Source organism: Desulfuromonas carbonis (genome assembly GCF_054658035.1).
The window spans coordinates 929,201-952,409 of record NZ_BAAHXR010000002.1 but is presented as its reverse complement, the minus strand read 5'-3'; the positions used below and the strand labels follow the sequence as shown (position 1 = coordinate 952,409).

The window sequence follows — 23,209 nt, the reverse complement described above, 5'->3', positions numbered from 1 at the left end:
AGCTGAACCTTGTTTTGCTGTAAGTCACTTTAATTCAATGGAAAGTTTTGCCCTCTGTGGATTGTGGCAAACGAGAACGGGTGGGGAAAGGGAAGTCCTCGTCTGGTTGAATAGAATTCCGTTATAACAGTGACGACTTTTATATAATGCCGTAAACATCAAGTCAAGCAAAAAAGGGTGCCGGGCAGGGTGGCCCACAAGAGTAGCAAATATTTGAAAACAAAAGAAAAATTTCGGAAATTTGGGTTCCATTCAGGGGCCGCCGCAAGCTCCTGGTTGGAAGTTTCTCAGAATTTCTTTTCCACGTATTTCTGCGCCTGAAGGATATATTCGCTCTCCGGAAAATCGCGGTAAAGGGTATTGAATGCGATGACCGCCTGGTCCCGCTTGCCAGTCTCCAGGTAGGCCTTGCCGAGAAAAAACCAGGCCGAGTCGCGGCCGATGAAGTTGGGGTAATCCTTGAGCAGGGCTTGCAGTCTGCCGATGGTCGCCTCCGGATGACCGGTGCGCAGGTAAAACCGCCCGACGTAGAGCTCGTGTTCGGCGAGGCGGTCACGGCAGCGGCTGGCAAAGACGGCGACCTCCTCGCTGCGGTTCGATTTGGGGAAGCGCTTGAGGAAGGTTTCGAAGGTCACCAGGGCATTACGGGTTGCCGTCTGATCGCGATCGGCGGAGAGAATCTGGTGATAGTAGGACATGCCGAGCCGGTAGATGGCTTCCTCGGTCCGTTCATGGTCCGGGTGCTGCTTGAGAAAATCCTCGTAGGCGGTCGCCGCCTCGACGTAGCGTTCGCCGAGGTAGTAGGCCTCGGCGATTTTCATCTCGGCCAGCACATTGAGTTCCGGGGAATAGTAGCTGTCACGGACTTTTTCCCAGGCCGTAACCGCTTCGTCATAGAGTCCCTTGTCGAAGTAGTTCTCCCCCTCCTGGAAATAGGTGGCGGCAGACTTGGGTGGCGGAACGATGGTCGAACTGCAGGCGGCGAGAAAGAGGAGCAACAGCAGGAGCGAAAGGCGTGGCAACGACATCAGCGCATGACCTCTTGGGTGGGAATTTCACGGTTTCGAACCTGTTGAAGGTAAGGGAACCCCCGGCGTTTGTCAATGTCATTTGCGAGCGCCCGGCGCAGAAGGGAGCGCAACCTAAGGCGCCGTGCCTTGTCGCCGCACGGGGTTGGTGCAAAGCGCTCCTCGTCCTCGGCCCTGCGCCAGGCTTCCCACAGCGCGACCGTTGCCGGAGCCGCGCCGCGGGCGGCCAGCTCCTGCCGGATCCTTGCGCTGGTCAGTCCTTGCGGTGAGCGACCGAGGAGCTGGCGCAACAGGGTCGCGAGGCTGCGGCGGCGGCGCAGCTGGTGACGGGCCAGGCCGAAGAGGATCAGGAGGCTGAGGGCGACAGGAATAACGGGGAAGCTCCTTCCGCTATTTTGGCGGCCGGCGTGCAGTTGCCGGTATTGGCTGTGGCCGGGGTCGAAAATGGTCAGGTCGACCGAGGGCAGGGCCCGGGGATCGGCGCCCGGATCGTAAAGGTAGCGGAAGGTGCGGCTCCGCGGTCCCCCCGGGACCCCGGCCATTTCCTCGCCGAGGGGGATCAACCGTCCGCCCCGGGGCGGAGTGGCGGTCGGCACCGCGAACCCCTGCAGCCAGGCGTTCCCCCGCAGCGAGATGCTGATTTCGCGCAGCCCGGCGCCGGCCGCTTCGAGGGTAAGGTCGATCGCACCGGGGGGGCTTCGGAAGCCGGGTGGGCGACCGGCGCCGGGGAGGGGGCGGACCCGCAAGGGGAGGTCCGGGGCGGCCAGCAGGCGGCCATCCGCCAGACGTACCCCGCCCCCTTGCAGCAGCACCGGTCCCGCAGCCAGGGGACGCAGCAGCAGGCGCTGGCTTTCGATGATTTCGGCGGCTTCTCCCGCCACCGCGACCCGTCGCGGCCGGCTAGGCGGGAGCTCTTCGATGGCAAAGCGGTCGAGGAGTGGCCAGACCAGCGTGAGGTTTCCCGGGGGGCGCTGCTGGTACGCAAACTCCAGGGTCAGGATCAGCTCCTCACCGAGATAGGGGAGCGGATTGGAGGCGAGCAAGCGGACCCGGGGGGATTCGGTGCTCGCACTCCCGGGAACCGGAGCCGCACCAAGGACCAGGAGCAACAGGCAAAAGAGCAGGCGCGCCATCACCAGTCCTTTTCCGGGCGGCGTTCGAAGACCCTGCCGGTGGCGGTCGGCGGCGCCCCGGGGGCGGGGCGGACCGCTTCCAGCAGTTGCAGGGCCTGCTCGGCAGAAAAACCGTCAGCGCCATGGTCGGGGCGGGATGGCATTTCCTCGCCGACCCCGGCGCCGGCCTGGTCGCCGGCCTCCCGCAGCGCCAGGGCGAAGTTGCGACGGACCTCGGCGTCGCCGGGGAGGAGGAGCAGCGCCTCCTCCAGGAGCGGGAGCGCCGCCGGCGCCTGACCGCCCTGCAGCAGTGCACTGCCGCTGTTATAGAGAGCGATTCCCCGCTCCTCTCCCTCCAGGCTCGCTGCAGCGGCGGCAAAGGCTGCAGCCGCCCCCGGATAGTCCCTGGCGGCGGCCGCGCTCACGCCGCGGGAAAAATCGTCGCGACCCGGTGGTTCTTCCTGGGCCGGGGAGCAGGCGGCGAAAACCAGCAGGGCGAGGAGGCCGGCGGCAGCTTGCGGTCGCCAGCCCGGGAGACCGGGAAGCTGGCGGGCCAGCAGCAACGCCAGGGCGAGAACCAGCCAGGGGACCGGGGGGGCGGAGCCCGGGGATGACCCCAATGGTCGCAGGCGGGCGGCCAGACCCTCCGCGGCCAGGCCGGTCCCGGGCAACTCGACAATGCTGGCGGCGCAATCCCGGGCAAATTCGACCAGACCCGGTCGATCGAGGCGACTGGTGGCCGGTTTTCCGCGCAAGCTGTGCCCGGGAACGGTGGCGCCGGTCGTCGTCGCGAGGGGGACCAGGTAGACAGGGAGGTCCCGGGGCAGGGGAGGGGGCGGCTCGGGGTGAGTGCGCTCGAAGTCGCTGAAGAGAACGATCGCCCGAACGCCGCCGGCATCGGCCAGGGCCTGGCGGGCTGCTAGCAGAGCTTCCTGGGGCGCCGATCCGGGAGCGCTGACGGTGCTGCTGTCCAGCCCCGAAAGGAAGAAGCCGAGGGCGCGGGTATCGCTGGTCAGTGGCACCTGCAGGACCGCTTCGCCGGCAAAGGGGAGCAGGGCGAAGCGTGCGCCGGGAAGGGCCGTCAGCAGGGCCGCGATCTCGGCCCGGGCCCGGTCGAGGCGCGAGGGGAGGAGATCGGTGGCGGTCATGCTGGCCGAGACATCGACCGCGATGGCGATCGCCAGATCGGCAGTTCTTGTTTCCCCCTGCGGAACCTTGCTGCTGCTGAACAGGAGCAGACCGAGAGCGACCAGGGCGCAGGCATCCCCGGCCAGCCGTGGCAGGGTACGGGGTTGCAACCGGCAATAGCGCAGCAGCCGGCGACTGCGTCGTTCCGCCAACAGCAGCAGGGCCGCAATCAGAAGGAGCAGCAGCCCTGTCATGGCACCCTCCGCAGCCAGCAGCGCCAGAGGAGGAGTTCGAGCCCCAGCAGCAGGGCGGCGGCAAGGGCCAGCGCCGGCGCCAGGGGGGTGGCGCGCCGTTCTACCCTGGTCTCCAGCGGGCTGGTCTCGAGGGCGTCGATCTGGCGGTAGACTTCCCGCAGCGTCGACGCGTCGCTCGCCGGGAAATAACGGCCGCCGGTAAGGCGGGCAATCTCGCGCAGCGGTTCGGGATGAAGGCTCTCCCGCAACAGCGGGGCCGGACTGGCGAGGGGGACGGGGGCGCCGCTGCTGGTTCCGTAGCCGATGCTGTAGATGCGGATGCCGAGGGCCGCCGCGGCCCGGGCCGCCGCCACGGGGGTCAGGTGGCCGCGGTTGTTGCTGCCGTCGGTCAGCAGGATCACGGCGCGGCTGGCCGCATCCGAGCCGGCCAGCCGTGCCGCCGCAGCGGCGAGGGCGTCGCCAACGGCGGTGCCGCTCCCCTGGCGATCGGGCTCGATGGCGGCGAGACGAGCCAACAGCGGCGCCCGCTCCAGGGTCGGCGGTGCCAGCAGGTAGGGGATGCCGGCGAAGAGGACGACGCCGACCCGGTCGTTGCTTCTGCCGGCGATGAATTCGGCGGCGGCAGCGCGGGCGACGCTGAGCCGGTCCGGCGGGATGTCGGCGGCCCCCATGCTCGCCGAAATGTCGAGGACGAGCATCAGGTCGATGCCGCGGCGGATCACCCGCTGGTTCTCCGTGAACGCAACCGGCCCGGCAAGGGCGAGGATGAGCAGCAGCAGAGTTGCCAGCGCCACCACCGGTTCCAGCGCCGCCAGCCGGGTCCGCCAGCTGCGGCCGGCGGCGGCCAGGTGATCCAGCGTGGAGATCGGCACGGTCCGCACCCGGCGCGGCAGGAGCGGCAGCAGGGCGAGGGGGAGGGCCCAGAGCAAGGCCGGTTGTTCGAAAGCGAAATTCATGGCGCTGCCCCCCCGGTCTGCAGCGCTATTTTTTCGGCGAGGTGCGCGACCGCTTGCGGCGGACGGGGACCTGGGGCAAAACGCAACCGTAGCAGTTCCTCGTGCAATTGCCGCCAGGCCGGGTCCTCCTCGCCGGGCGCAGCCTCGAGTTGCCGCTGCAGCCGGGTGAGAAGCAGCTCCTCGGCATCGCCGGGGGGCCCGGTTTGCGGGCGCCGCAACCGCCGGCGCAGGAGCGGCAGCGCCAGGCTACCGGCGAGGAGGAGCAGGAAGCACAGGGGCCACCAGCGACTTGCCGGGGCTGGCGGCGGGGAGGGCAAGGATTTGAAAGGCGCGATCGCGCTGTCGCTGGCCAGGCCGCTGGCGACCTGGAGTTCGACGGCTGCTGTCTCGACCCGGGTGCCGGTTTGACTTTCGAGCAGCAGCGTGGGAATTCGCACCGGGCCGGGTCGCATCGCCACCAGGTAGAGGCGCAGTTCGCCATCCTTGGTGTGGGGCGGGGCGAGGAGTTCGAGGGGGGGGAGCGCCGGTAGCCCCGTCAGCCTCAGACCCGGTTCCGGGAGAGGGTAGCTGGCGACGAAGGGCTCACCGAGCCGGGGCCGGGGTGGATTGAGTTGCGGAGTAGGTCCTGCCGCGGTGAGGAGGAGCCAGCCAAGACCGAGGAGGCAGAACCGCTTCATGTTCGCCTCCGGCGCTGGAAGAGCTCGCGCAGGGCCGCCAATGGGGGGGTGCCGCTCTGCAGAAAAACATGGTCGATGGCACGCTGGCTGAATCGGGCCGCCAGGGTGCGGTCGCATTCCTGCCAGGCAGTGACGATGCCCCGGCGCTGGCGACTGTGCAGGTCGAGCAGCCCGTGCCGGCCCGCTTCGGCGTCACCGACCCGGAGTATGCCACCCGCCGGCCAGTCGCGCTCGCGGGGGTCGCGCAGGACCAGGGCCAAAAGGTCGTGACGGAGGTGGCAACGGTCGATGGCCGTGGCTGGCCAGGGGGCGTGGAAGTCGGAGAGAACGAAACAGAGGCTGCTACGCCGTTGCAGCCGGGCGGCGGTGGCAAAGGGGAGGGCGAGGTCGGTGCCGCTCCCGGCTGGTCGGCAGGCGAGCAGCTCAGCGAGCAGCCGGCGCAGGTGCGGCCAGCCGCCGCTAGCTGGAACCAGCAGTTCGATGCGGTCGGAGAAGGCGATCAAACCGACCCGGTCCCGGTGGTTGACGGCGACCGCTCCGAGCAGGGCCACGGTTTCGGTCAACAGCTCCCGTTTGGCGGGAGTACAGGATTGGGAGAGGTCGGCCAGCAGCACAATTTCCCGTGCCCGCTCTTCCTGCTGCAGGCGGACGTGCAAACGACCGCTGCGGGCCGAGGCGAAGGGGTCGATGGCGCGCGGGTCGTCGCCGGCCTCGTAGGGGCGCAGAGCGGCGAATTCCATCCCGCGGCCGCGCATCCGGCTGCGATAATCACCGGCCAGCGGCGTGTCGAGCAGGCGGCGGGAGTGCAGCTCCAGGCGCCGGACCAGGGCGCGCAGATCGGCGGGAGTGGTCATCGAACCTCAGGGCGGCGGGATGTGGCAGGCGACCCGTTCCAGCAGCTGGTCGGCATCGACCCCTTCGGCGACGGCCTGGAAGGAGAGCACCAGGCGATGGCGGAAGACCAGCGGCAGGACCTTCAGGATATCGTCGGGAACGACATAGGAACGGTGCGCGAGAAAAGCGTGAGCGCGGGCCGCGCGGGCGAGGAAAATGGCGCCGCGGGGAGAGACGCCATGCTCGAGGAACGGCGCCAGTTCGGCGAGGCCGCTGGTGGCCGGGTTCCGGGTCGCGGCGACCAGGTCGAGAATGTAACCTCGCAGCGAAGGCGCCAGGAAGATCTCACGTACTGCCGCACGGGCCGCCGCCAGCTCGGCCGCGGCGAGGACCGGCAGCACCGGGCGGCAGGACGCCTCCTCGATGGTGGCGAGGATCTCTTCCTCTTCGCGGCGGCTCGGGTAGCCGACCAGGGCCTTGAGCATGAAGCGGTCGAGCTGCGCCTCGGGGAGGGGGTAGGTTCCTTCGTGGTCGAGAGGGTTCTGGGTCGCGAGAACCAGGAACGGCTCGGGGAGGGGGAGCGATTCGTCGCCGATAGTCACCTGCTGCTCTTCCATCGCCTCCAGCAGCGCCGACTGGACCTTGGCCGGGGCACGGTTGATTTCGTCGGCGAGGAGGAGGTGGGTGAAAATCGGACCGCGGCGCACGCTGAAAGCGCCACTGCCGGGATGGTAAACGGGCGCCCCGAGCAGGTCCGACGGGAGGAGATCGGGAGTGAACTGGATGCGCCCGGAATCGAGGGCGAGGGCGCTGGCCAGGGTCTTTACGGTGCGGGTCTTGGCGAGGCCGGGAAGACCCTCGATGAGAACATGGCCGGAGCTGAGCAGGCCGATCAGCAAGGCCTCGACCAGCTCGCGCTGGCCGACGATCTGCTTGCCCATTTCATGGAAGAGCGGTTCGACAAAGGCGCTCAGGCGCGTGATGTCGCGCTCCTTGTCGGTCACTTGCTGGCTCGGGGTGGGGATCGGCACGGTTCCTCCCGGGATGAAAGCGCGGCCGGCGGCCGGTTATCCGAGTATAGACAGCTGCTCTCGGCAGTTCAAGAAGGAAGAAGTCGCACCGGAACTTGCCGGTGGTGCCGGATTCGATTGACAACTACCCCCGCCCGCCACTACTGTTGCCGGGTAAAAATATCACCTCAGAGCCCAAGGTGCCGCCATGTCAGGATCGACGGACCCGCTGCCGGAAAAGATGGATGTCGCCGTAATCGGCGCCGGTGTCGGTGGATTGACGGCCGCGGCCCTGCTCGCCCGCAGCGGTCTGCGGGTGGTCGTTTTCGAAGCAGAGTCCCAGGTCGGCGGCTACCTCGCCGGCTTTGACCGCCGCGGCTTCCGTTTCAGCAGTTCCATCGAATGGCTCAACCAGTGCGGTCCCAACGGCTTTGTCCGCACCATCTTCGGTCATCTCGGCGCATCCCCCCCCGAGTGTCCCCCTCTGCACCGTATCCAGCGCTTCAAGAGCGACCACTTCGACTATCTTCTGACCAGCGATCCGCGCCAGCTCTGCGGCGAGCTGGTGCGCGATTTTCCCGGCGCGGAGCGTGGTATCCGTGCCCTGTTCCGGGATGGCGAACGCCTCGGCCGCCGTCTGGAACGGCTCGACACCCGCACCGTCGGCGGCGCCACCCTGAGCGGCGTCGACCGGGCGCTGCGGGGGCTGCAGATGCTCGGCTGGTCTCTCCCCATCCTGCGCTACCTGCGCACCCCGGTCGAAAAGGGGCTGCAGCGTTACTTCGGAGCCAGCGGCGGCGCCGACCTGTTCGCCGGCCATGATTCGCTCATGGCGGTGATGGTTTCGATTGGCTGGGCTTTTTCCGGCAACTTCCAGGGCTGTCCGCCGGGAGGGAGCCAGGCGATTGCCACCTGGCTGTGCGAGCGGATCGAGGGGGCGGGATCGGAAGTGCTGCTCAATCGCAGGGTGGAGAAGGTTCTGCTCGATGACCAGGGTGCAGCGGCGGGGGTGCGTCTTGCCGATGGCATGGCAGTGAAAGCCCGTTACGTCATCGCCGCCTGCGACAGCCTCCATCTTTACCAGCGGATGCTGCCGGAAGGGACGATTCCCCAACGGTTGCAGCAGGCGTTGCAGCAGGCCGACCTCTACCCCTCCAGCTTCAGCATTTTTCTTGGCCTCGATTGCCCTCCGGCGGCACTCGGTTTCGGCGAAGAGGCCCTGCATCTGATGCGCAGCGATGCGACGCGGGCCGAGCATAACAGCGGCGACCCGCAGCGCTGCAGCCTCGTCGTCCTTGCCCCCTCCCATCGCGACCCCTCCCTGGCGCCGCCGGGGAAAGGGACCCTGACCATTCACTGCAGTGCCGATTTTGGTTACGAGAATTTCTGGCGAACGGAACCAGGGCTGGTCCGTGGCCCGGCCTACCGGGCACTCAAGCAGGAATTTGCCGCCACCTTGCTTGAACGGGTCGAAGCCGCCTTCGCCCCGGGTTTGCGGCAACATATCGAGGTGATGGAGCTGGCCACGCCGATCACCTACTGGCGCTACACCGGCAACGCCCGCGGCAGTTTTTCCGGTGTCAAACCGACCGGCCGCAACATCCGCGCCGGGGTCGCCCATCACCAGACGCCGGTTAAGCGCCTGCTGCTCGGCGGCCACTGCGGCGAATACGGCGGCGGCGTGCCGATGGCGGTCAAAGCGGCGGCCAACGCCAGCCTGATTGTCCTGCACGAGATGAACCGGCCCGGTTATGAGGCCCTGAAGAGCTTCCTCGATGATCCCCCGCTCACCCCTCCGCCAACACTTCCCTGAGCTTGCCCGGGATGGGGGCGGGGAAACACGCAAGCTTCCGTGGGCAGTTGGGTCAAAGCCTTGAAGGTGAACTTCCTGATGATCTTCAAATCTTCAAGGTACGACCCAATTGACCTCCGCATCCAGGACAAGCCGTTCCTGCGATCAAAGGTAGGGCAGTCGGGTCTTTGAATATTAGAAAAATACGAGGACTTTCCAACTTTCCAAGCCAGAAAAATTTTTATCCTATTGACCGGCGCCTTTAAATGGGGCACCCGATAGCCACTGGTCTATTCCATGATCAGGGCGTTGTCGTCGTCGTAGCCCGAGGGGATTTTCTCCAGGGCCCAGGCGACGTTGGCCAGGTCGGGGGCGAGGTGGCCGGTCAGCACCATGCCAAGCAGAATCGGCATGGCCCGGTAGCAGAGGTAGAGGTTGCAGGCGGGACAGTAGGGTTGGGAGCGGTTCTTTAACCGCTCGCCGCAGTATCGGCAGTGCAGGTGGAGGATTTGCGCCATGGGGTGTGACCTTTCTCCCTCCGCGGCGAAATCGTGCATCTGAGTATGAAAAAAGCCCCGGCACCGGCGACGAGTGCCAGGGCATGATTCAACTATAACCAAAATTGTCGGAAATTTAAGCAGATAATTCCAAAGAATGGGGAAATAGGGTCAGGGGGGCAGTAGGGCCTGGAAGGTTTTAAACTCAGCAGAATTTTCCAACTTTCCAAGCCCTACAGACATGTCCTTATACCATCTCGCAAACCCCTGTGACACATCAGGAACGTCCCGCTGGGGGTTCTTTACGCGGCATACAGAACCTCCCCTTTGCCGGCGAAATCGACGATCATGGAATCACCCGCCTGCCACTCCTTCGGCGTCATGGCGACCGCTTCGATCGGTGCATAGACCGCATAGATGGCATCGGTCAGGATTTCGATTCGCTCCCAGTAACTCTTCCCGGCAAAGCTCTCCGATACGACCACCACATCGATATCGCTGGCCTCGGTTGCCGTGCCGGCAGCTTGGGAGCCGTAGAGAATCACCTGCTGCGGCTGGATGCCGCGTGCCTGCAGTTCACGGGTGAACTGCTCAACTATGGTGACAACTGCTTTTTTATCCATACGACTACCTCCCTGCTGCGATCCAGGAGCTCTCGAACCACGTCGGCTGAATAATCCCGCTGCACTTTGGCAAGATCATCAGGATACCGGGTTGGTATGCTTGCTTCGCTGAGCTTGACGATCACTTTGCCCAGATATTCGGGAGGCCGTTCCTCCAGCTTCGTCATCAGCAGCACCAAGCTGTGGCTCTTCGGCGGAATCTCGCGGAGTCGATCGTAGAGGAGGCCCTTGAGGGCTTTTTCGATGGCCAGATGGCACATGAAGACGGCATAGATCTGCCGCCCGCTTTGGTACATGATTTCGGCGGTCTCAAGATCATAATCCGACTGGCGGAGCCATTCCTCGGTGCGCGTCTCCATGGAAATTGACTATATCAGCCAACCACCTGAAATGCCAGCGGGAAACTTCATTCCTGGGGAGGGTGATCTTTCTGTCTTTCGCGCGGGCGAGCAGATGAGTAGATTCTCCGGCTTTGACGAAGTGGTGGTGACGAGGTTGGTGTATTCAACGCGGAGGGACCAGAGGTCGCTGTCATCACAGCCGGTCATTTACCCGTGAGCGCAGCCGTCGAAATTAAGTGAGGCTTCCCCCGAACTCAGAAGGGGTTTGTGCGGGACGGCGCTATGGAAGCGGTCGATTTTAAGGCGGAAGAGCTTGGGAAGGAGGTTCGGCATGAGACCTTGATTCTGTGTGACAAAATATGGTTGCAACTATCTGTTACGGAAGAGGAGTTCCGGGCCTGTCCCCGCGAAATTCCGATCAATGCGCACCTCAATTAGAAAAATAAAAAGGGACGTCCCCTCTGCCCCCCCCGGCTTTGACGAAGTGGTGGTGACGAGGTTGGTGTATTCAACGCGGAGGGACCAGAGGCCGCTGTCATCACAGCCGGTCATTTACCAGGGAGCGCAACCGTCGTAATTAAGTGAGGTATCCCCCGGACTCAGAAGGGGTTTGTGCGGGACGGCGCTATGGAAGCGGTCGATTTTAAGGCGGAAGAGCTTGGGAAGGAGGTTCGGCATGAGACCTTGATTCTGTGTGACAAAATATGGTTGCAACTATCTGTTACGGAAGAGGAGTTCCGGGCCTGTCCCCGCGAAATTCCGATCAATGCGCACCTCAATTAGAAAAATAAAAAGGGACGTCCCCTCTGCCCCCCCCCATACAAGCGTCGGGGGCCCCTGGATAGAAATGGATTGTTCAAACATATTCGACATAGAACGACTTCTCATCAGCAGTGTCCGGTTAAGAAGTTGCACAAGCGCTTAATCCCCAATCAATGAAGCCGGGAGACGTTAAGCCGTCAGCCACCGCATCTTCGGCGGCTTCGTTTCGGATTTTGTTGCGGAACTCGCGCACCCGCCGGATGCTGACCCTCTCACCATGCTCCTCATGGCAATACATGGCCAGCAGCAGATAGGTAATCAATCCAGAGAGAATCTGCATCAGCAAGCCGTAGGGGCTGCGCGCGATGAGGTGGTAAACCTTGAGGTGGCGCTTCCACCACCCGAAAAAGGACTCGATCGTCCAGCGCAGCTTGTAAATCAGGGCGATCTGCTCGGCGCTCAAGTCAAAGCGGTCAGTGGCCACCCAGTAGGTTTTGCCGTCGGCCCTGTAACCGACCACGCGGACTTCCCGCGCGGTCTGGTTGATGTCCTTGGTGCCGAGCAACACCACGGCATCGTAAAAGACGTGACTGTCGGGACCGACAGGATTCTCTCGCAGCACTGTCTTGCGGGAAGAGGCCTTGATGCGACAGACGAAATGGCGCTTTTGCTCCTGCCAGTCGTCAAAGTTCTTGTAGCACTGATAGCCGCGATCGTAGACCCCCGTCTGGCCAGGAGCAACAAGACGCTCAGCCTGTTGCCGTTCATCGGCTTTGCCATCGGTCAGGACCATTTTGTGCGGAATGCTCTGGCCAATATTGAAGCCCAGGTGCACCTTGGCTTTTTTGACTTCGTCTCGGTAGTCGGCCCAGATCATGGAGAGTGTGGCATCAATCAGGGAACCGTCGACCGCGATCAGCTCCCCCAGGCCGTCGATCTCCTTGGCTATAGGGAGTTTGGCCGTGGCCTGTCTTTGAAGGTGCTCATAGACATGGGCCGCCTGTTCCAAACCCCGCGAGTTGATGGCCTCGAAGAAGGCGCTTTTCTGGATGCCGTGGGGTGGCGCGATGTGTGTTGCGGCGAAATCCTGCTGGGCAAGAACCTGCAGCAGATGCCGCCCCGAAGTGTGTTCTTCGAGGTGATAGTAGATCAGGATTTTTATCTGATCCTCGAACGTCATCTGCAAGGGTCTGTTTCCTCGGGCCTCAAGAGCGGGAGCATCGTCGACAGAGGCCGTAAGCGGCGTCAACATTCTGGTCAGGGACCGGGCATTGAGCCGGGCACGGTGAACGCGGGCAAGCAATGGCATTTTCGTAAATCCTTTAAAAGCAGGTATTTACGAAAAATCCGCGCGACCTCCCAACGGTTTGTCAACTGAAAAATCGCATAACTACTCGATTTTTCAGTTATTTCTACCCAATCAGTCGGATTGCATAAACCTAACCGGACACTGCTGAATTTTAGGATGCCTATACCCAAAACATGAAATTCTTTCGCCAAGCTTTGGAGGAATTAAATCTATTCGCGGTAATCGCCATTTGTATTCCGCTGCTTCTCTAGTAGTTGGAGTAAGTCTCATAATGGCTATATCAGTATAGCTACAAGACCATAACTGTGTTACATTCCATATCAGCCCGGATTTCCCACTGTCCAAAATTTGAAATAATTGCAGGTGAAAGGTTCCTGCCAACTTACTATTCGGTGGTGCATCAATATCGTTTCCTTCAAAATCACGAAAGAACCCGTTAATAACGTGTTGGGCTGTGATCGCAATGTATGGAGCAATAATTATTGCTGAACCATCCGCATAATATTTCCCATCCTTATGGGCCACTATTCCGAGAGCAAATTCAGTTATCGGGCTATTAAGGCCGGTACTGGTAAACGTTGGTTCTTTCGAGAATTTAGCAGGGTCCATCAATATTTCCTTTGATCGTTCATTTTATTGGCATAACATTAGTAATTCTGTTTCTTCTATCTTTTCCCAGAAATTCCCGACCGGACCACCCGGTTGGGGCGTATCTTGTTAAAATTAGCCAGGAAAAACTCCACGGCATGCAACATAACTCGCCAAATCGGGGGAGTTATGCTGCAGCGGCGGAATAACGGAGGGGGATTATGCTGAACGGTTTTCGAGGGTATCTGGCAACCAGCGGCACCGTCAAGGAAAAGAGTGTTCCTTATTACGGTCCCGGGGTTGGCAATGCCTACAGCCATTGCCGGGTGGGTTTGGCGCAGCCGTTGGCGACGGATCAGAAGAGTGTCTTTCTGACGGAGATGGCGAAATCCCATGAGGAGTGGCAGGTGAAACAGGGGCGCCTGCCCCTGCGGTGCTTCATCTGCTTTCTGACAACCTTGCGTGGCCACGAGGCGAAGAAGAATATCCTCGGGGTGCAAAGCCCGCTGGATGGCCTGTCGTGAGAGAGGCGACCCGGGCCGCTGCCGGCACCTCACCCTGGCGGAAAAAACAACGAGCCGCCCGCCGGATTCTGCTCCGGTCGGGCGGCTCGTGAACGTTCCCCGGTCTGGTCCTCTTCCCGGCATCATCCCTCCACAAATGCAATGGAATCAAGACCCTTGTTAAATACCGGAAATCGTAGCCGGCTGTCAATCATTTTGCCTTCTTAGCCGCGCCACTCCGCTTCCAGCGCCGCGGACCAGCCCAGCCGCCCGATCACCTCCGGGTGATCGGACTGGCGGGGGCAGTAGGGCCTTGAAGTTTCGAACATCCTGAAAATCTACAACTCTTCAAGGTACGACCCCATTGACCCAGGCTTGGTGTTCTCCCCCCTCGCGATCGCTGAAAACGAAAAACCGCCCGAGTCGGTGAACTTTCGACCCGGGCGGCTTCCCCGGTTGCAAATGCGCCGTTGGCTCGTTTTTTCCGCTGCTACGACGCCTCCGCCAGCACCCCTTTGAGCTTGCCCAGCGCCTGCTTTTCCAGCTGCCGGACCCGTTCGCGGCTGATGCCGTAATCGTCCGCCAACTCCTGCAAAGTGCGGGGGTCGTCGGCAAGGATGCGGTCCTGCACAATGTGCCGCTCGCGCGGGTTGAGGACAGCCAGGGCCTTGCCGACCCGGGCCGAGAGGCGGCTTTCGCTCTCCCGCTCGATCAGGAGTTCCTCCTGGCTCTGGCGCTGGTCGGCGAGGGTGTCGAGGAGGGAGTAGTCGTCCCCTTCGGTCAGTTCGACATCGAGAGAGGCATCCCGCCCGGCGAGGCGTACCGTCATTTCGTCGATTTCATCGGCCCGCACGGTGAGCTCTTGCGCCAGGGCTTCGGCGTCGCTGCTGCCGCCCAGGCGCTCGATCGCCTGGCGCGCCTGGCCGAGTTTGAAGAAGAGCTTGCGCTGGGCCTGGGTGGTGCCGATGCGGACCAGCGACCAGCTGCGGATGACGAAGTTCTGAATGTAGGCCCGAATCCACCAGACGGCGTAAGAGATCAGGCGGATACCCCGCTCCGGGTCGAACTTCTTCACCGCCATCATCAGACCGATGTTCCCTTCCTGGACCAGGTCTAGAAGCTTGATACCGTAGTTTCGATATTCGTTGGCGACCTTGACGACGAAACGCAGGTTGGCGCAGATCAGGGTGTGCGCCGCCTCCAGGTCGCCATCGCGGCGATAGCGCAGGGCGAGCTGATTCTCCTCCTCGCGGCTGAGAAGGGGGAAGCGGTGAACCTGGCTCATGTAGTGCTCAAAACTGTCGGTAGTGACCGAAAGGAGGGCGCTGTTCATCGATTGACCTCAAGATATCGCTGTTAATACAATAGATTGGCACTCTGTCCTTTAGAGTGCCAAATATAGCAAATCAGTTGCTTTAATGCAAGCGGCGGCGTCAGCAGGCCGGCGGGGTGCTTTCCAGCTCGAAATGCCGCCGGGTCTCTGGTAGAGTAAACAGCCAATTACGATATCCGCCATCAGGAGGCACCATGACCCCGGAACCCTCTATTTCCCACACTGAACTGCCGGCCTGGCGAGCCCTTGCGGCCCATGCCGAAACCCTCCGCGGCCAGCATCTGCGCCAGCTCTTCGAGGCCGACCCGGCCCGTGCCGAGCGCCTTGCCGTCGAGGCCGCCGGGCTCTACTTCGACTTCTCCAAGCAGCGCATCACCGACCAGACCCTGCAACTGCTGGTAGAGCTTGCCGTGGCGTGCGGTCTGGGGGAACGGATCGAAGCGATGTTCCGCGGTGAGATGCTCAACAGTACGGAGCAGCGGGCGGTCCTGCATGTCGCCCTGCGGGCAAACCGCGCCGCCACCATCGTCGTCGATGGGGTCAACGTGATCCCCGAAGTCCATGCCGTGCTCGACCGGATGGCGGAATTTTCCGGACAGGTGCGCAGCGGCCAGTGGCGCGGTTACAGCGGCCGGCCGATCCGCAATATCGTCAATATCGGCATCGGGGGGTCCGACCTCGGCCCGGTGATGGCCTACGAAGCGCTGCGCTCCTTCAGCCGGCGCGACCTCGTCTTCCGTTTCGTCTCCAACGTCGATGCCAGCGATTTTGTCGAGGCGACCACCGGCCTCGACCCGGCGGAAACCCTCTTTATCGTTGCCTCGAAGACCTTCACCACCCAGGAGACGATGGCCAACGCCCATACCGCGCGCGATTGGCTGCTGGCCGGGCTCGGTGCCGAGGAGGCGGTCGCCCGCCACTTCGTCGCCGTTTCGACCCATGCCGAAAAGGTCGCCGCCTTCGGCATCGATACCGCCAACATGTTCGGTTTCTGGGACTGGGTCGGCGGACGTTATTCGATCGATTCCGCGATCGGCCTTTCCACCATGCTGGCGATCGGCGCCGACCGCTTCCGGGAATTTCTCGCCGGCTTCCGCAGCATGGATGAGCACTTCCGCAGCGCCCCCTTCGCCGCCAACCTGCCGGTGCTGCACGGCCTGCTGACGGTCTGGAACGTCGACTTCTGCGGTGCCCGGAGTGTTGCGATCCTCCCCTACGACCAGTATCTGAAACGTTTTCCGGCCTACCTGCAGCAGCTGACCATGGAGTCGAACGGCAAGTCGGTGACCCGCGATGGCCGCCCCGTCGACTGCGCTACCGGTCCGGTCTATTTCGGCGAGCCGGGAACCAACGGCCAGCACTCCTTCTACCAGCTCCTCCACCAGGGGACCGAGATTATTCCCTGCGATTTCATCGGCTTCGCCCGGCCCCGCCACGACCTCGGCCGCCATCAGGCGCTGCTGCTGGCCAACCTGCTGGCGCAGAGCGCCGCCCTCGCTTTCGGCAAGACCGGCGCCGAGCTTCGTGCCGAGGGGGTCGCCGCGGAACTGATTCCGCACCGCAGCTTTCCCGGCAACCGGCCGACCACCACCATCCTCGGCGCGGCCTTGACCCCGGCGATGCTCGGCCGGCTGGTGGCCCTTTACGAGCACAGCGTCTTCGTCCAGGGGGTGATCTGGCAGATCAACTCCTTCGACCAGTGGGGGGTGGAACTCGGCAAACAGCTCGCTGGGAAGATCCTGCCCGATCTGGAGGGGTCTGGAGCGGCGGAACCGGGGCACGATCCCTCCACCAATGCTTTGATCCGGCGCTGCCGCAGCTGGGCGCAAGGGTAGGGCGCCGACAGGTTGCGCTTCCCCATGGTTGACAGCCACCCGGCGGCGGCAACATAATACGCGGGTCTTTTTCCTCTCCAACCGTGCGGGATCTGCCATGCAGCTCATCTATATCGGTCTTTTCGGCGCCTGCGGCTGTCTGGCCCGCTATCTCGTCTCCGGCTGGACCTACGCCCTTTGCGGGCGGACTCTCCCCTATGGCACCCTGGTCGTCAACGTCGTCGGCTCCTTCCTGCTCGGGCTGCTGATGGAAGGGAGCCTGCGCAGCACCTTCTTCTCTCCCGCGGTGCGAGTGGGAATCAGCGTCGGTTTCATGGGAGGCTTTACCACCTTTTCGACCTTTTCCTACGAGACCGTGCGGCTGTTCGAGGAGGGGAGTTTCTGGCAGGCCGGTACCAATATCCTGCTCAATATGATCGTCTGTCTCACATTTGCCGCCGCCGGAATCTTCGTCGCCCGCCAACTCTAGGAGGAGCCATGCGCAAACTGGAAGGGGAGCAGACCCTGATGCGGATCTTCATCGGCGAAAGCGACCGTTTCGAACATCGCCCCCTCTACGAGGCGCTGCTTGATCTGCTGCGGAGTGAAGGGTTCGCCGGCGCCACGGTCCTTAAAGGGGCGGCGGGCTTCGGCGCCGCCAGCGTCGTGCACAGCGACAAGCTGCTGCGGCTCTCCAGCGACCTGCCAGTGGTGGTCGAGGTGGTCGACAGCCGCGAAAAGATCGACTGTCTGCTGCCCCGGCTCGACACCATGCTCAAGGGGGGGCTTGTCACCCTGGAGAAGGCCCACGTCATTCGCTACTCGGAGTAATTTTGATGCTCAATCACCTGCGTCGCCTCCTGACCTCGGCCGCTAGCGAGGAGCGGAGCGCCGATAAACTGCAAATCGCCACCTGTGCCCTGCTGCTGGAGATGGCTTACGCCGACCGCAGCTTTGATCCCGCCGAGGAGGCGTTGCTGCGCACCCACCTGCAGCAGCATTTTCAGCTCGATTCGGCCGCCCTCGACGGGTTGCTCGCCAACGCTCGCCAGGCCCGCCGCGAGAGCGCCGACCTCTTCCAGTTCGCCCGTGAAATCAACGCCGTCTGCAGCCTGGAGGAGAAACTGGCGATCATGGAGACTCTGTGGCGGATCATCTATGCCGACGGGGTTCTCGACAAGTACGAGGATGCCCTGGCGCGCCAGCTCGCCGGCCTGCTCCGCCTCTCGCCGCGCCAGGCCATCGACCTGAAACTCCGGGTCCTCGGCGAGCAGGGACGTCCCTGAGGCCTCCCCCCCCGTGCCCCTGCCCGTCCCGCCACTGACCCGAATCGTCGCCTGGGCCCACTCGTTGGTCGGCGACTGTCTCACCGCCGGCGACCTGGCCGTTGACCTCACTGCCGGCTGCGGTCGCGATACCCTTTTTCTCTGGCAGCAGGTAGCCCCCAGCGGCCGGGTCCTCAGCTTCGACATTCAAACTGCGGCCCTGGCAGAAACTGTCGCCCGCCTCGAATCTGCCGGCGCTCCGGTCCATTCATCCCGGAAGCTCGGCGAACCGGCTGGCCCCGAACCCGGCGTCTACCCGGTCGCCGCCTGCCATAGCCGATTCGGTGAATTCCTCCCGGCCGCACCGCAGGTCATCTTTGCCAATCTCGGGTTCCACCCCGGGGGGAACCGGGAGCTCGTTACCCGGCCGGAAACGACCCTCGCCGCCCTGCAGGGGGCGGAGCGGCATCTGCTGCCCGGCGGCAGGCTGCTGGTTGCTGGCTACCCGGGGCATCCCGGCGGGGGGGAAGAGGCCGCGGTGGTCGAAGGGTGGTTCGCGGCCCTCCCCCCTCAGCACTGGGAGACCCTGCAGCTGCGCGTGCCTAACCGCGTGCATGCCCCGTTTCTGGTGCTGGCAGCGCGGCGCGGGGGTGGAGCTGCATAATCCGGGCTGCGAAAGGACCGGATTTCGTCATCGCCATATGACGGTAATTCCATGTCCGTTTTGGATTCAGCCCTAATTTGTGGGGCATATCGTCCCATCGCCAGGTCGTGCCTGCCTCGGCATGTACCTTGCTAATATTGTTTGGACCCATTTTTTACCAGCGATTCACTGGACGGTAGCCGACAAGACTAAACCATCCGTGAGGATGGGGCGGAAAGCCCAGGGTCTCTTTGAGATGGCCGGGATGCCGAAATATCGTCGATATTTTTCGCTCCGGCCTTTCCTCTTTGCGGGAGGCCGGGTTCCGAGGAGCAGGAGCTGGCATGTTCGAGCTGCATCAGGACGCAAACTGGATCGTGGTCGAGACCGCCGATGTGGTGGCCGTCTATCGGTCAGCGGCGCCCCAGCCATTGCGTGGCGCCCGGCCGGACCTCCCCCAACTCCAGGGGTTCGTCGTCGTCACCGGCAGCGGCGGTCGCCAACAGGTCTTCGCCGCCCTCTACAGCAGGGAGCTCAAACGCGGACTGGTCTTCCAGGTGCGGGAGGCCCAGCAGCCGGAATTGCCCCCCGATACTTTGCTGCAGCGCGCTTTCGCCCGCTTTTCCGCCCACGGCTTTCACCTCGAACCGGTCAATCTCAAGTACGGCGCAGCAATGCGGGAAGTGGTCATTCGCGATATCCCGGTCATCGCATCGCCGGAAACTGCCCAGCGGGCCCTGGAGCAGCACGCCGCCCTGCAGGCCGAACTCAAGTGGCAGGCCGAAGCCAATGAAGAGAATGCTCCGGCCGGCGAGAGCGATCTTTCTCCGGCCCGGCGCGCTGCCCTCGATCTGGCGCGCAAGGAGCGTCTCGGCCTGACCCGGGCCGCGTTGCGCAGACTGGAGGAGCAGCGCCGCGGCGACGCCTTGTTGACCCGGATCGGGCATCTCTTCAATGGCCGTCCGGAGGAGCAGGATCTTCCGCCTGGGGCGGAAGAGGTTCCCGCCCCGTCCGCCGCGCCGGAGGTTAACGTTCCCCTGCCGTCGACCGCGATTGCCGAAAGCGGAAGTGGGGCCGGAGAACTGAATGGGGCGGAACAGGAAATTGCCGAGCTGGCAATTGCAAGCCGGCAGGCGGCCGAGCTGATCGCAGCGGAACGCACAGAACGCGAGCGCCTGGCCGCGGAGAAGAGTGCGCTGGAAGAGCGCACGGTCGCCCTGACCAAGGCGGTGCGCCAGGCCGCGCGCAAGGCCCGCAGCGAGCAGGAAGAAGTGGCCCGCTTGCAGGCCCGCCAGGCCGAGGCGGAAGCCCTGGCCCGTGCTGCCCAGCAGGCAGAGCAGGCCGCTGAACGGGACAAGGAAAGCCTGAACCGGGAGAAGGCCGCGGCCGAAGCGCGCGCCAGCCGCCTTGCCGAAGAAGTCGCCGCCGCTGTCGCCCGGGCCGATCGGGATCGCAGCGAGCGTGACCGGTTGGCGGCGGAAAAGCGGGCGGCCGAGGAGCAGGCGGGGATCATGGCCGCCAACCTGCAGCAGGTGGAGGAGCGCCTGGACCTGGAGCGGAAGTTGCGCGCAGAGCTGGTCCGGGAGAAAGCCGAAGCGGAAGAGCGCCTGCGGGAACTCGGGGAGCAGGTTCGCCAGAACGCCGCCCGTGCCGCTGCCGAGGCGGCTGCCCGCGACACCCTCGCGCGGGAGCGGGCGGAACGGGAACGGCTGGCTGCCGAGAAGGCGGCCCTGGAAGAACGGGCGGCCCAACTCGCCGCTGTGGCCCGTCAGGCCGACGCGATGGCCCAGACCGAACGCGAAGCCCGGGAGCGTCTCGCCATCGAACAGCGGGAGCGGGAAATCCTGCTGGCGGAAAAGGCGCGCCTTGTCGCCGAGAAGGCGGCGCTGGAGCGCCAGGCGGCCGCTTTGGCGGCGGCAGCAGCCGCCGCCCGGGAAGAGACCCGGGCCAAGGGGCTCGACCAGGAGTGGTTGAGCGCCGAGAAAGCACGTCTGGAGCAGCAGGCCGCGGAGCTGGAACGGGTGGCCAAAATGGCGGTCGAAAAAGCAGAACGGGAGCGGCGCGACCGCGAAGCACTGCTCGCCGCCAAGACCCTGGCCGAAGAACGGCTGGCTCTCCTGCAGCGACAGGAAACCGCGCGAAAGGGGGGTGGAGCGGAGCCGGGGAAGGAAACCTTGCCAAGGTTTCCCCTGCAGGAGAAACCGGCGCCGCCACCGCCATCGGCGGCGCCGCCCCGGCGCCAGCGCACCGCTGTCTCCGGTGCTCCCTTTATTGCCGATCTCGATCAAGATGGAATCGCTTGTAACCCGGCGACGGATCTTCTCGAAGTCTGGCAATCGATCAACCAGACCCAGCTCTCCCTGGAGGGTTTTCCCAACCAGTACGCATCGGCCTGGATCATTGGCTGGCGCCGTGGCGGGGTGCCGACGCTGCAGGTCGTCTTTCGGCTTGGCAGCAGTCAGCGCACCCTCGTGTATCGCCCGGCGCGTGAACCGGTCGGCAAGGAGGGCTGGCACGCCCTGACCAGGGCCGCCTTGACCTTTCTGCAGGTGGCCGGTCTGGAGATGGAACGGTTGGACCTTGGCGAATCCCCGCAGGAACGGGGGAAGCTTTTGACGGCTATTCCTGTCTTTGTGGCGCCGGCCGGGCAGGTCCAGGGATTCTGAATGGTTCGGAACTTCAGGCAAGACCAGGGGGGCGGTGTCACCGCCCCCCTGGTTATTTCAGGCAGGTTCGAAACCGGCTACTGCGGCAGAACCGCGCAGCAGATGATCTCCACCCGCCGGTTCTCATAACGTCCTGCCGCGGTTTCGTTGCTGGCCACCGGCTTGGTTTCACCATAACCGCGGGCGTGAATCTTGTCCGGGCTCAAACCGTAATCGCGGATCAGGGCATCGCGCACTTCGGCGGCCCTGCGTTCAGAGAGTCGCTGGTTGTAGGTGGCATCCCCCATGGAATCGGTGTAGCCGGCAATGACAAAGTAGGGAACATTCGGATTGGCGCGGATGAAAGCCGCTGTGCGGCTGATATCGTCCTTGAATTCCGGTTTGATCTCCGTTTTGTTGGAATCGAATTTGATGTGCAGGGTCAGTTTCAGGGTGCAACCGGTCTTGTCGACCAGTTCGCCGGCCGGGGTTTCCGGGCACTTGTCCAGATCGTCGAAGACGCCGTCGCCGTCACTGTCGGGGCGGCAACCGTTCTGGTCGACGGGGATTCCCGCCTGGGTTCCGGGACACTTGTCCAGATCGTCAAAAACACCGTCGCCATCGCTGTCGGGGCGACAGCCGGCGGTATCAACCCGGACGCCGGCCGGGGTCCCCGGGCACTTGTCCAGATCGTCGAAAACACCGTCGCCATCACTGTCGGGGCGACAGCCGGCGGTATCAACCCGGACGCCGGCTGGAGTCCCGGGGCACTTGTCCAGATCGTCGAAGACGCCGTCGCCATCGCTGTCGGGGCGACAGCCGGTCTTGTCAACCCGAACCCCCGCCGGGGTCCCGGGGCATTTGTCCTCAGAATCCAGGATCCCGTCGCCATCACTGTCGGCCGGGGGAACGACTTTCGCCGGTGCTGGCTGCGCACCACCGAACTGGTACATTAAGCCGGCCGTATAGGCGAGGTTGTTTTCCGGGTGGTCGAAAACCAGCAGGTGACGGACGTCGAGGCGCAGTGCCAGGTTGTCGCTGCCGTAGATCTTGAGTCCGCCGCCCCAGTCGAACAGTCCGTTGGTTTCCTCCTCGTTGAAATACGGGTTGAGAGTCAGGCCGCCGAAGCCGGCAGCCAGGTAGGGGACGACCATATTCCCCGGGAAGAAGTGGTAGATTCCATCGATCCGGTAGAGGTAGCCATTGATATCCTTGCCCCCGCCCCGGTTGGTGTTGGCATTGATATACTGCAAGGTGGCCTCGGTGCCGAGATTCCGGTCGAAGTTGTAACCGAGGGCGAGCCCCAGGGTCGGCGCATTGCGCTCGACATTCTGCTGCCCTTCAAAGAGATAGCCTCCGACCAGCGGTGTCAGGGTATAGGTTCCTCCCTGGTTGGCTGCCAGTGCCGGAACTGCCAGGATTAAAATCAGGAAAATTCCAAAAATGGTACTGGTCATTCGATTCATAGATATTATGCTCCTTGCTAGAGGAAGGGACTACCATTCAGCGTCGGTCCAGTTTGAAGACTCTAACAGAATTTAGTTCCCTGACAATCGGTCACGTTTCTGGGGCCCCGGCGGCAGAGGGGCTTCCTTCGGTCATTTTTCCTGCTATTGTAGTAACGTTGAATTTGCCTGGGAGGAACCCAATGCGGCTGCGCATCATCATCTTCGAAGATGACCCCCTTGCCCGGGAGTTGCTGCTTCGCTCCATCGAGCAACTCGGGCACGAAGTTCTCGCCTTTCCCGACCCTTTGGCCTGCCCCCTCTACAGCAGGGATGACTGCTCCTGTTCCCAGCAGTACCCCTGCGGTGATCTGCTGATCAGCGATAATCGGATGCCGCGCATGACCGGACTGGAATTCATCCGCCGCCAGGCCGAGCAGGGATGCAAGGGGGCGGCGGTCAACAAGGCGCTGATCTCCGGGGCCTGGACCGATGCCCAGCGCCTCGAGGCGCAGCGCCTCGGTTGCCGGATCTTCGACAAGCCCCTCGCCCTGGATGAACTCCTGACCTGGATTGGGGAACGGGAGGCGGGCATCAACCCGGAGCGGCAGCTCGCTCCCCTTCCCGCACCCTAATGCCTATCCTCCTTC

The 23,209-nt window shown here is 63.5% G+C and carries 22 protein-coding genes, 1 pseudogene and 1 riboswitch; of the genes and pseudogenes, 9 read left to right on the top strand and 14 right to left on the bottom strand.

Going from position 1 to position 23,209, the window contains the following annotated elements; translation table 11 throughout:
* Positions 1-287 precede the first annotated feature (287 nt).
* From ACYQ8E_RS06820 to ACYQ8E_RS06790, 7 genes are read right to left on the bottom strand one after another with little or no spacing between them, the layout of a single operon-like run.
* A complete protein-coding gene (locus tag ACYQ8E_RS06820; RefSeq protein ID WP_066727788.1) occupies positions 288-1,028 on the bottom strand; it encodes an outer membrane protein assembly factor BamD in 741 nt (246 codons plus the stop codon).
* Entirely contained in the window at positions 1,028-2,164 is a 1,137-nt protein-coding gene (locus tag ACYQ8E_RS06815; RefSeq protein ID WP_157471885.1) for a hypothetical protein, read from the bottom strand. The genes ACYQ8E_RS06820 and ACYQ8E_RS06815 overlap by 1 nt, the downstream gene beginning before the upstream one ends.
* Entirely contained in the window at positions 2,161-3,522 is a 1,362-nt protein-coding gene (locus ACYQ8E_RS06810; RefSeq protein WP_066727786.1) for a vWA domain-containing protein, read from the bottom strand. The genes ACYQ8E_RS06815 and ACYQ8E_RS06810 overlap by 4 nt, the downstream gene beginning before the upstream one ends.
* Positions 3,519-4,478 (bottom strand): VWA domain-containing protein, encoded by a 960-nt coding sequence (locus ACYQ8E_RS06805; protein ID WP_066727785.1) that lies wholly within the window; start codon positions 4,476-4,478, stop codon positions 3,519-3,521. The genes ACYQ8E_RS06810 and ACYQ8E_RS06805 overlap by 4 nt, the downstream gene beginning before the upstream one ends.
* On the bottom strand, positions 4,475-5,155 hold the full coding sequence (locus tag ACYQ8E_RS06800; protein WP_066727784.1) for a hypothetical protein: 681 nt from the start codon (positions 5,153-5,155) through the stop codon (positions 4,475-4,477). The genes ACYQ8E_RS06805 and ACYQ8E_RS06800 overlap by 4 nt, the downstream gene beginning before the upstream one ends.
* The gene (locus ACYQ8E_RS06795; RefSeq protein ID WP_066727783.1) at positions 5,152-6,009 is read right to left on the bottom strand and encodes a DUF58 domain-containing protein; all 858 of its coding nucleotides are present in this window, start codon (positions 6,007-6,009) and stop codon (positions 5,152-5,154) included. The genes ACYQ8E_RS06800 and ACYQ8E_RS06795 overlap by 4 nt, the downstream gene beginning before the upstream one ends.
* Positions 6,010-6,015: 6 nt before the next feature.
* A complete protein-coding gene (locus ACYQ8E_RS06790) occupies positions 6,016-7,020 on the bottom strand; it encodes an AAA family ATPase (protein ID WP_231875332.1) in 1,005 nt (334 codons plus the stop codon).
* 187 nt (positions 7,021-7,207) lie between these two features.
* Here ACYQ8E_RS06790 and ACYQ8E_RS06785 point away from each other — a divergent pair, with 187 nt between their 5' ends.
* Positions 7,208-8,812: a phytoene desaturase family protein gene (locus tag ACYQ8E_RS06785; RefSeq protein WP_066727782.1), complete on the top strand. Its 1,605-nt coding sequence runs from the start codon at positions 7,208-7,210 to the stop codon at positions 8,810-8,812.
* A 269-nt stretch (positions 8,813-9,081) separates the two neighbouring features.
* Here the strand turns inward: ACYQ8E_RS06785 and ACYQ8E_RS06780 are convergent, their stop codons facing one another.
* The 5 genes and pseudogenes from ACYQ8E_RS06780 to ACYQ8E_RS06760 form a co-directional block, all read right to left on the bottom strand.
* Positions 9,082-9,309, bottom strand: a complete 228-nt coding sequence (locus ACYQ8E_RS06780) for a hypothetical protein (protein WP_066727781.1) — start codon at positions 9,307-9,309, stop codon at positions 9,082-9,084.
* 281 nt (positions 9,310-9,590) lie between these two features.
* Positions 9,591-9,911, bottom strand: a complete 321-nt coding sequence (locus ACYQ8E_RS06775) for a nucleotidyltransferase domain-containing protein (protein WP_066727780.1) — start codon at positions 9,909-9,911, stop codon at positions 9,591-9,593.
* A complete protein-coding gene (locus ACYQ8E_RS06770; RefSeq protein ID WP_066727779.1) occupies positions 9,884-10,270 on the bottom strand; it encodes a HEPN domain-containing protein in 387 nt (128 codons plus the stop codon). Before ACYQ8E_RS06770 ends, ACYQ8E_RS06775 begins: the two co-directional genes overlap by 28 nt.
* 952 nt (positions 10,271-11,222) lie before the next feature.
* A pseudogene (locus ACYQ8E_RS06765) lies at positions 11,223-12,323 on the bottom strand (IS4 family transposase); the annotation flags it as partial.
* A gap of 111 nt (positions 12,324-12,434) precedes the next feature.
* Positions 12,435-12,932 (bottom strand): hypothetical protein, encoded by a 498-nt coding sequence (locus ACYQ8E_RS06760; RefSeq protein WP_459860466.1) that lies wholly within the window; start codon positions 12,930-12,932, stop codon positions 12,435-12,437.
* Between the two features lie 200 nt (positions 12,933-13,132).
* Between ACYQ8E_RS06760 and ACYQ8E_RS06755 the strand changes: the two genes are divergently transcribed.
* The gene (locus tag ACYQ8E_RS06755; protein ID WP_066727775.1) at positions 13,133-13,435 is read left to right on the top strand and encodes a hypothetical protein; all 303 of its coding nucleotides are present in this window, start codon (positions 13,133-13,135) and stop codon (positions 13,433-13,435) included.
* Positions 13,436-13,904: 469 nt separating this feature from the next.
* Here the strand turns inward: ACYQ8E_RS06755 and rpoH are convergent, their stop codons facing one another.
* A complete protein-coding gene (gene rpoH / locus ACYQ8E_RS06750) occupies positions 13,905-14,747 on the bottom strand; it encodes an RNA polymerase sigma factor RpoH (RefSeq protein ID WP_066727774.1) in 843 nt (280 codons plus the stop codon).
* 194 nt (positions 14,748-14,941) lie between these two features.
* On the opposite strand from rpoH, the gene pgi reads away from it, so the two are divergent.
* From pgi to ACYQ8E_RS06720, 6 genes are all read left to right on the top strand, one after another.
* Complete coding sequence (gene pgi, locus ACYQ8E_RS06745) at positions 14,942-16,582, top strand: glucose-6-phosphate isomerase (protein WP_066727773.1); 1,641 nt, start codon at positions 14,942-14,944, stop codon at positions 16,580-16,582.
* A 97-nt stretch (positions 16,583-16,679) separates the two neighbouring features.
* A complete protein-coding gene (crcB, locus tag ACYQ8E_RS06740; RefSeq protein ID WP_066727772.1) occupies positions 16,680-17,051 on the top strand; it encodes a fluoride efflux transporter CrcB in 372 nt (123 codons plus the stop codon).
* A gap of 8 nt (positions 17,052-17,059) precedes the next feature.
* Positions 17,060-17,392, top strand: coding sequence for a DUF190 domain-containing protein (locus tag ACYQ8E_RS06735; protein ID WP_066727771.1), 333 nt, complete (start codon positions 17,060-17,062; stop codon positions 17,390-17,392).
* Positions 17,393-17,397: 5 nt separating this feature from the next.
* Positions 17,398-17,847, top strand: a complete 450-nt coding sequence (locus ACYQ8E_RS06730) for a tellurite resistance TerB family protein (RefSeq protein ID WP_066727770.1) — start codon at positions 17,398-17,400, stop codon at positions 17,845-17,847.
* A gap of 13 nt (positions 17,848-17,860) precedes the next feature.
* A complete protein-coding gene (locus ACYQ8E_RS06725) occupies positions 17,861-18,490 on the top strand; it encodes a tRNA (mnm(5)s(2)U34)-methyltransferase (protein WP_066727769.1) in 630 nt (209 codons plus the stop codon).
* Between the two features lie 177 nt (positions 18,491-18,667).
* Positions 18,668-18,742, top strand: a riboswitch (cyclic di-GMP riboswitch).
* 71 nt (positions 18,743-18,813) lie between these two features.
* Positions 18,814-21,135: a hypothetical protein gene (locus ACYQ8E_RS06720; RefSeq protein WP_066727768.1), complete on the top strand. Its 2,322-nt coding sequence runs from the start codon at positions 18,814-18,816 to the stop codon at positions 21,133-21,135.
* A gap of 77 nt (positions 21,136-21,212) precedes the next feature.
* Here the strand turns inward: ACYQ8E_RS06720 and ACYQ8E_RS06715 are convergent, their stop codons facing one another.
* Positions 21,213-22,580, bottom strand: coding sequence for an OmpA family protein (locus ACYQ8E_RS06715; protein ID WP_459860463.1), 1,368 nt, complete (start codon positions 22,578-22,580; stop codon positions 21,213-21,215).
* A gap of 182 nt (positions 22,581-22,762) precedes the next feature.
* Between ACYQ8E_RS06715 and ACYQ8E_RS06710 the strand changes: the two genes are divergently transcribed.
* Positions 22,763-23,194 carry a response regulator gene (locus ACYQ8E_RS06710; RefSeq protein WP_066727766.1) on the top strand — a complete coding sequence of 144 codons (432 nt, stop codon included), beginning with the start codon at positions 22,763-22,765 and terminating at the stop codon, positions 23,192-23,194.
* Positions 23,195-23,209 lie beyond the last annotated feature (15 nt).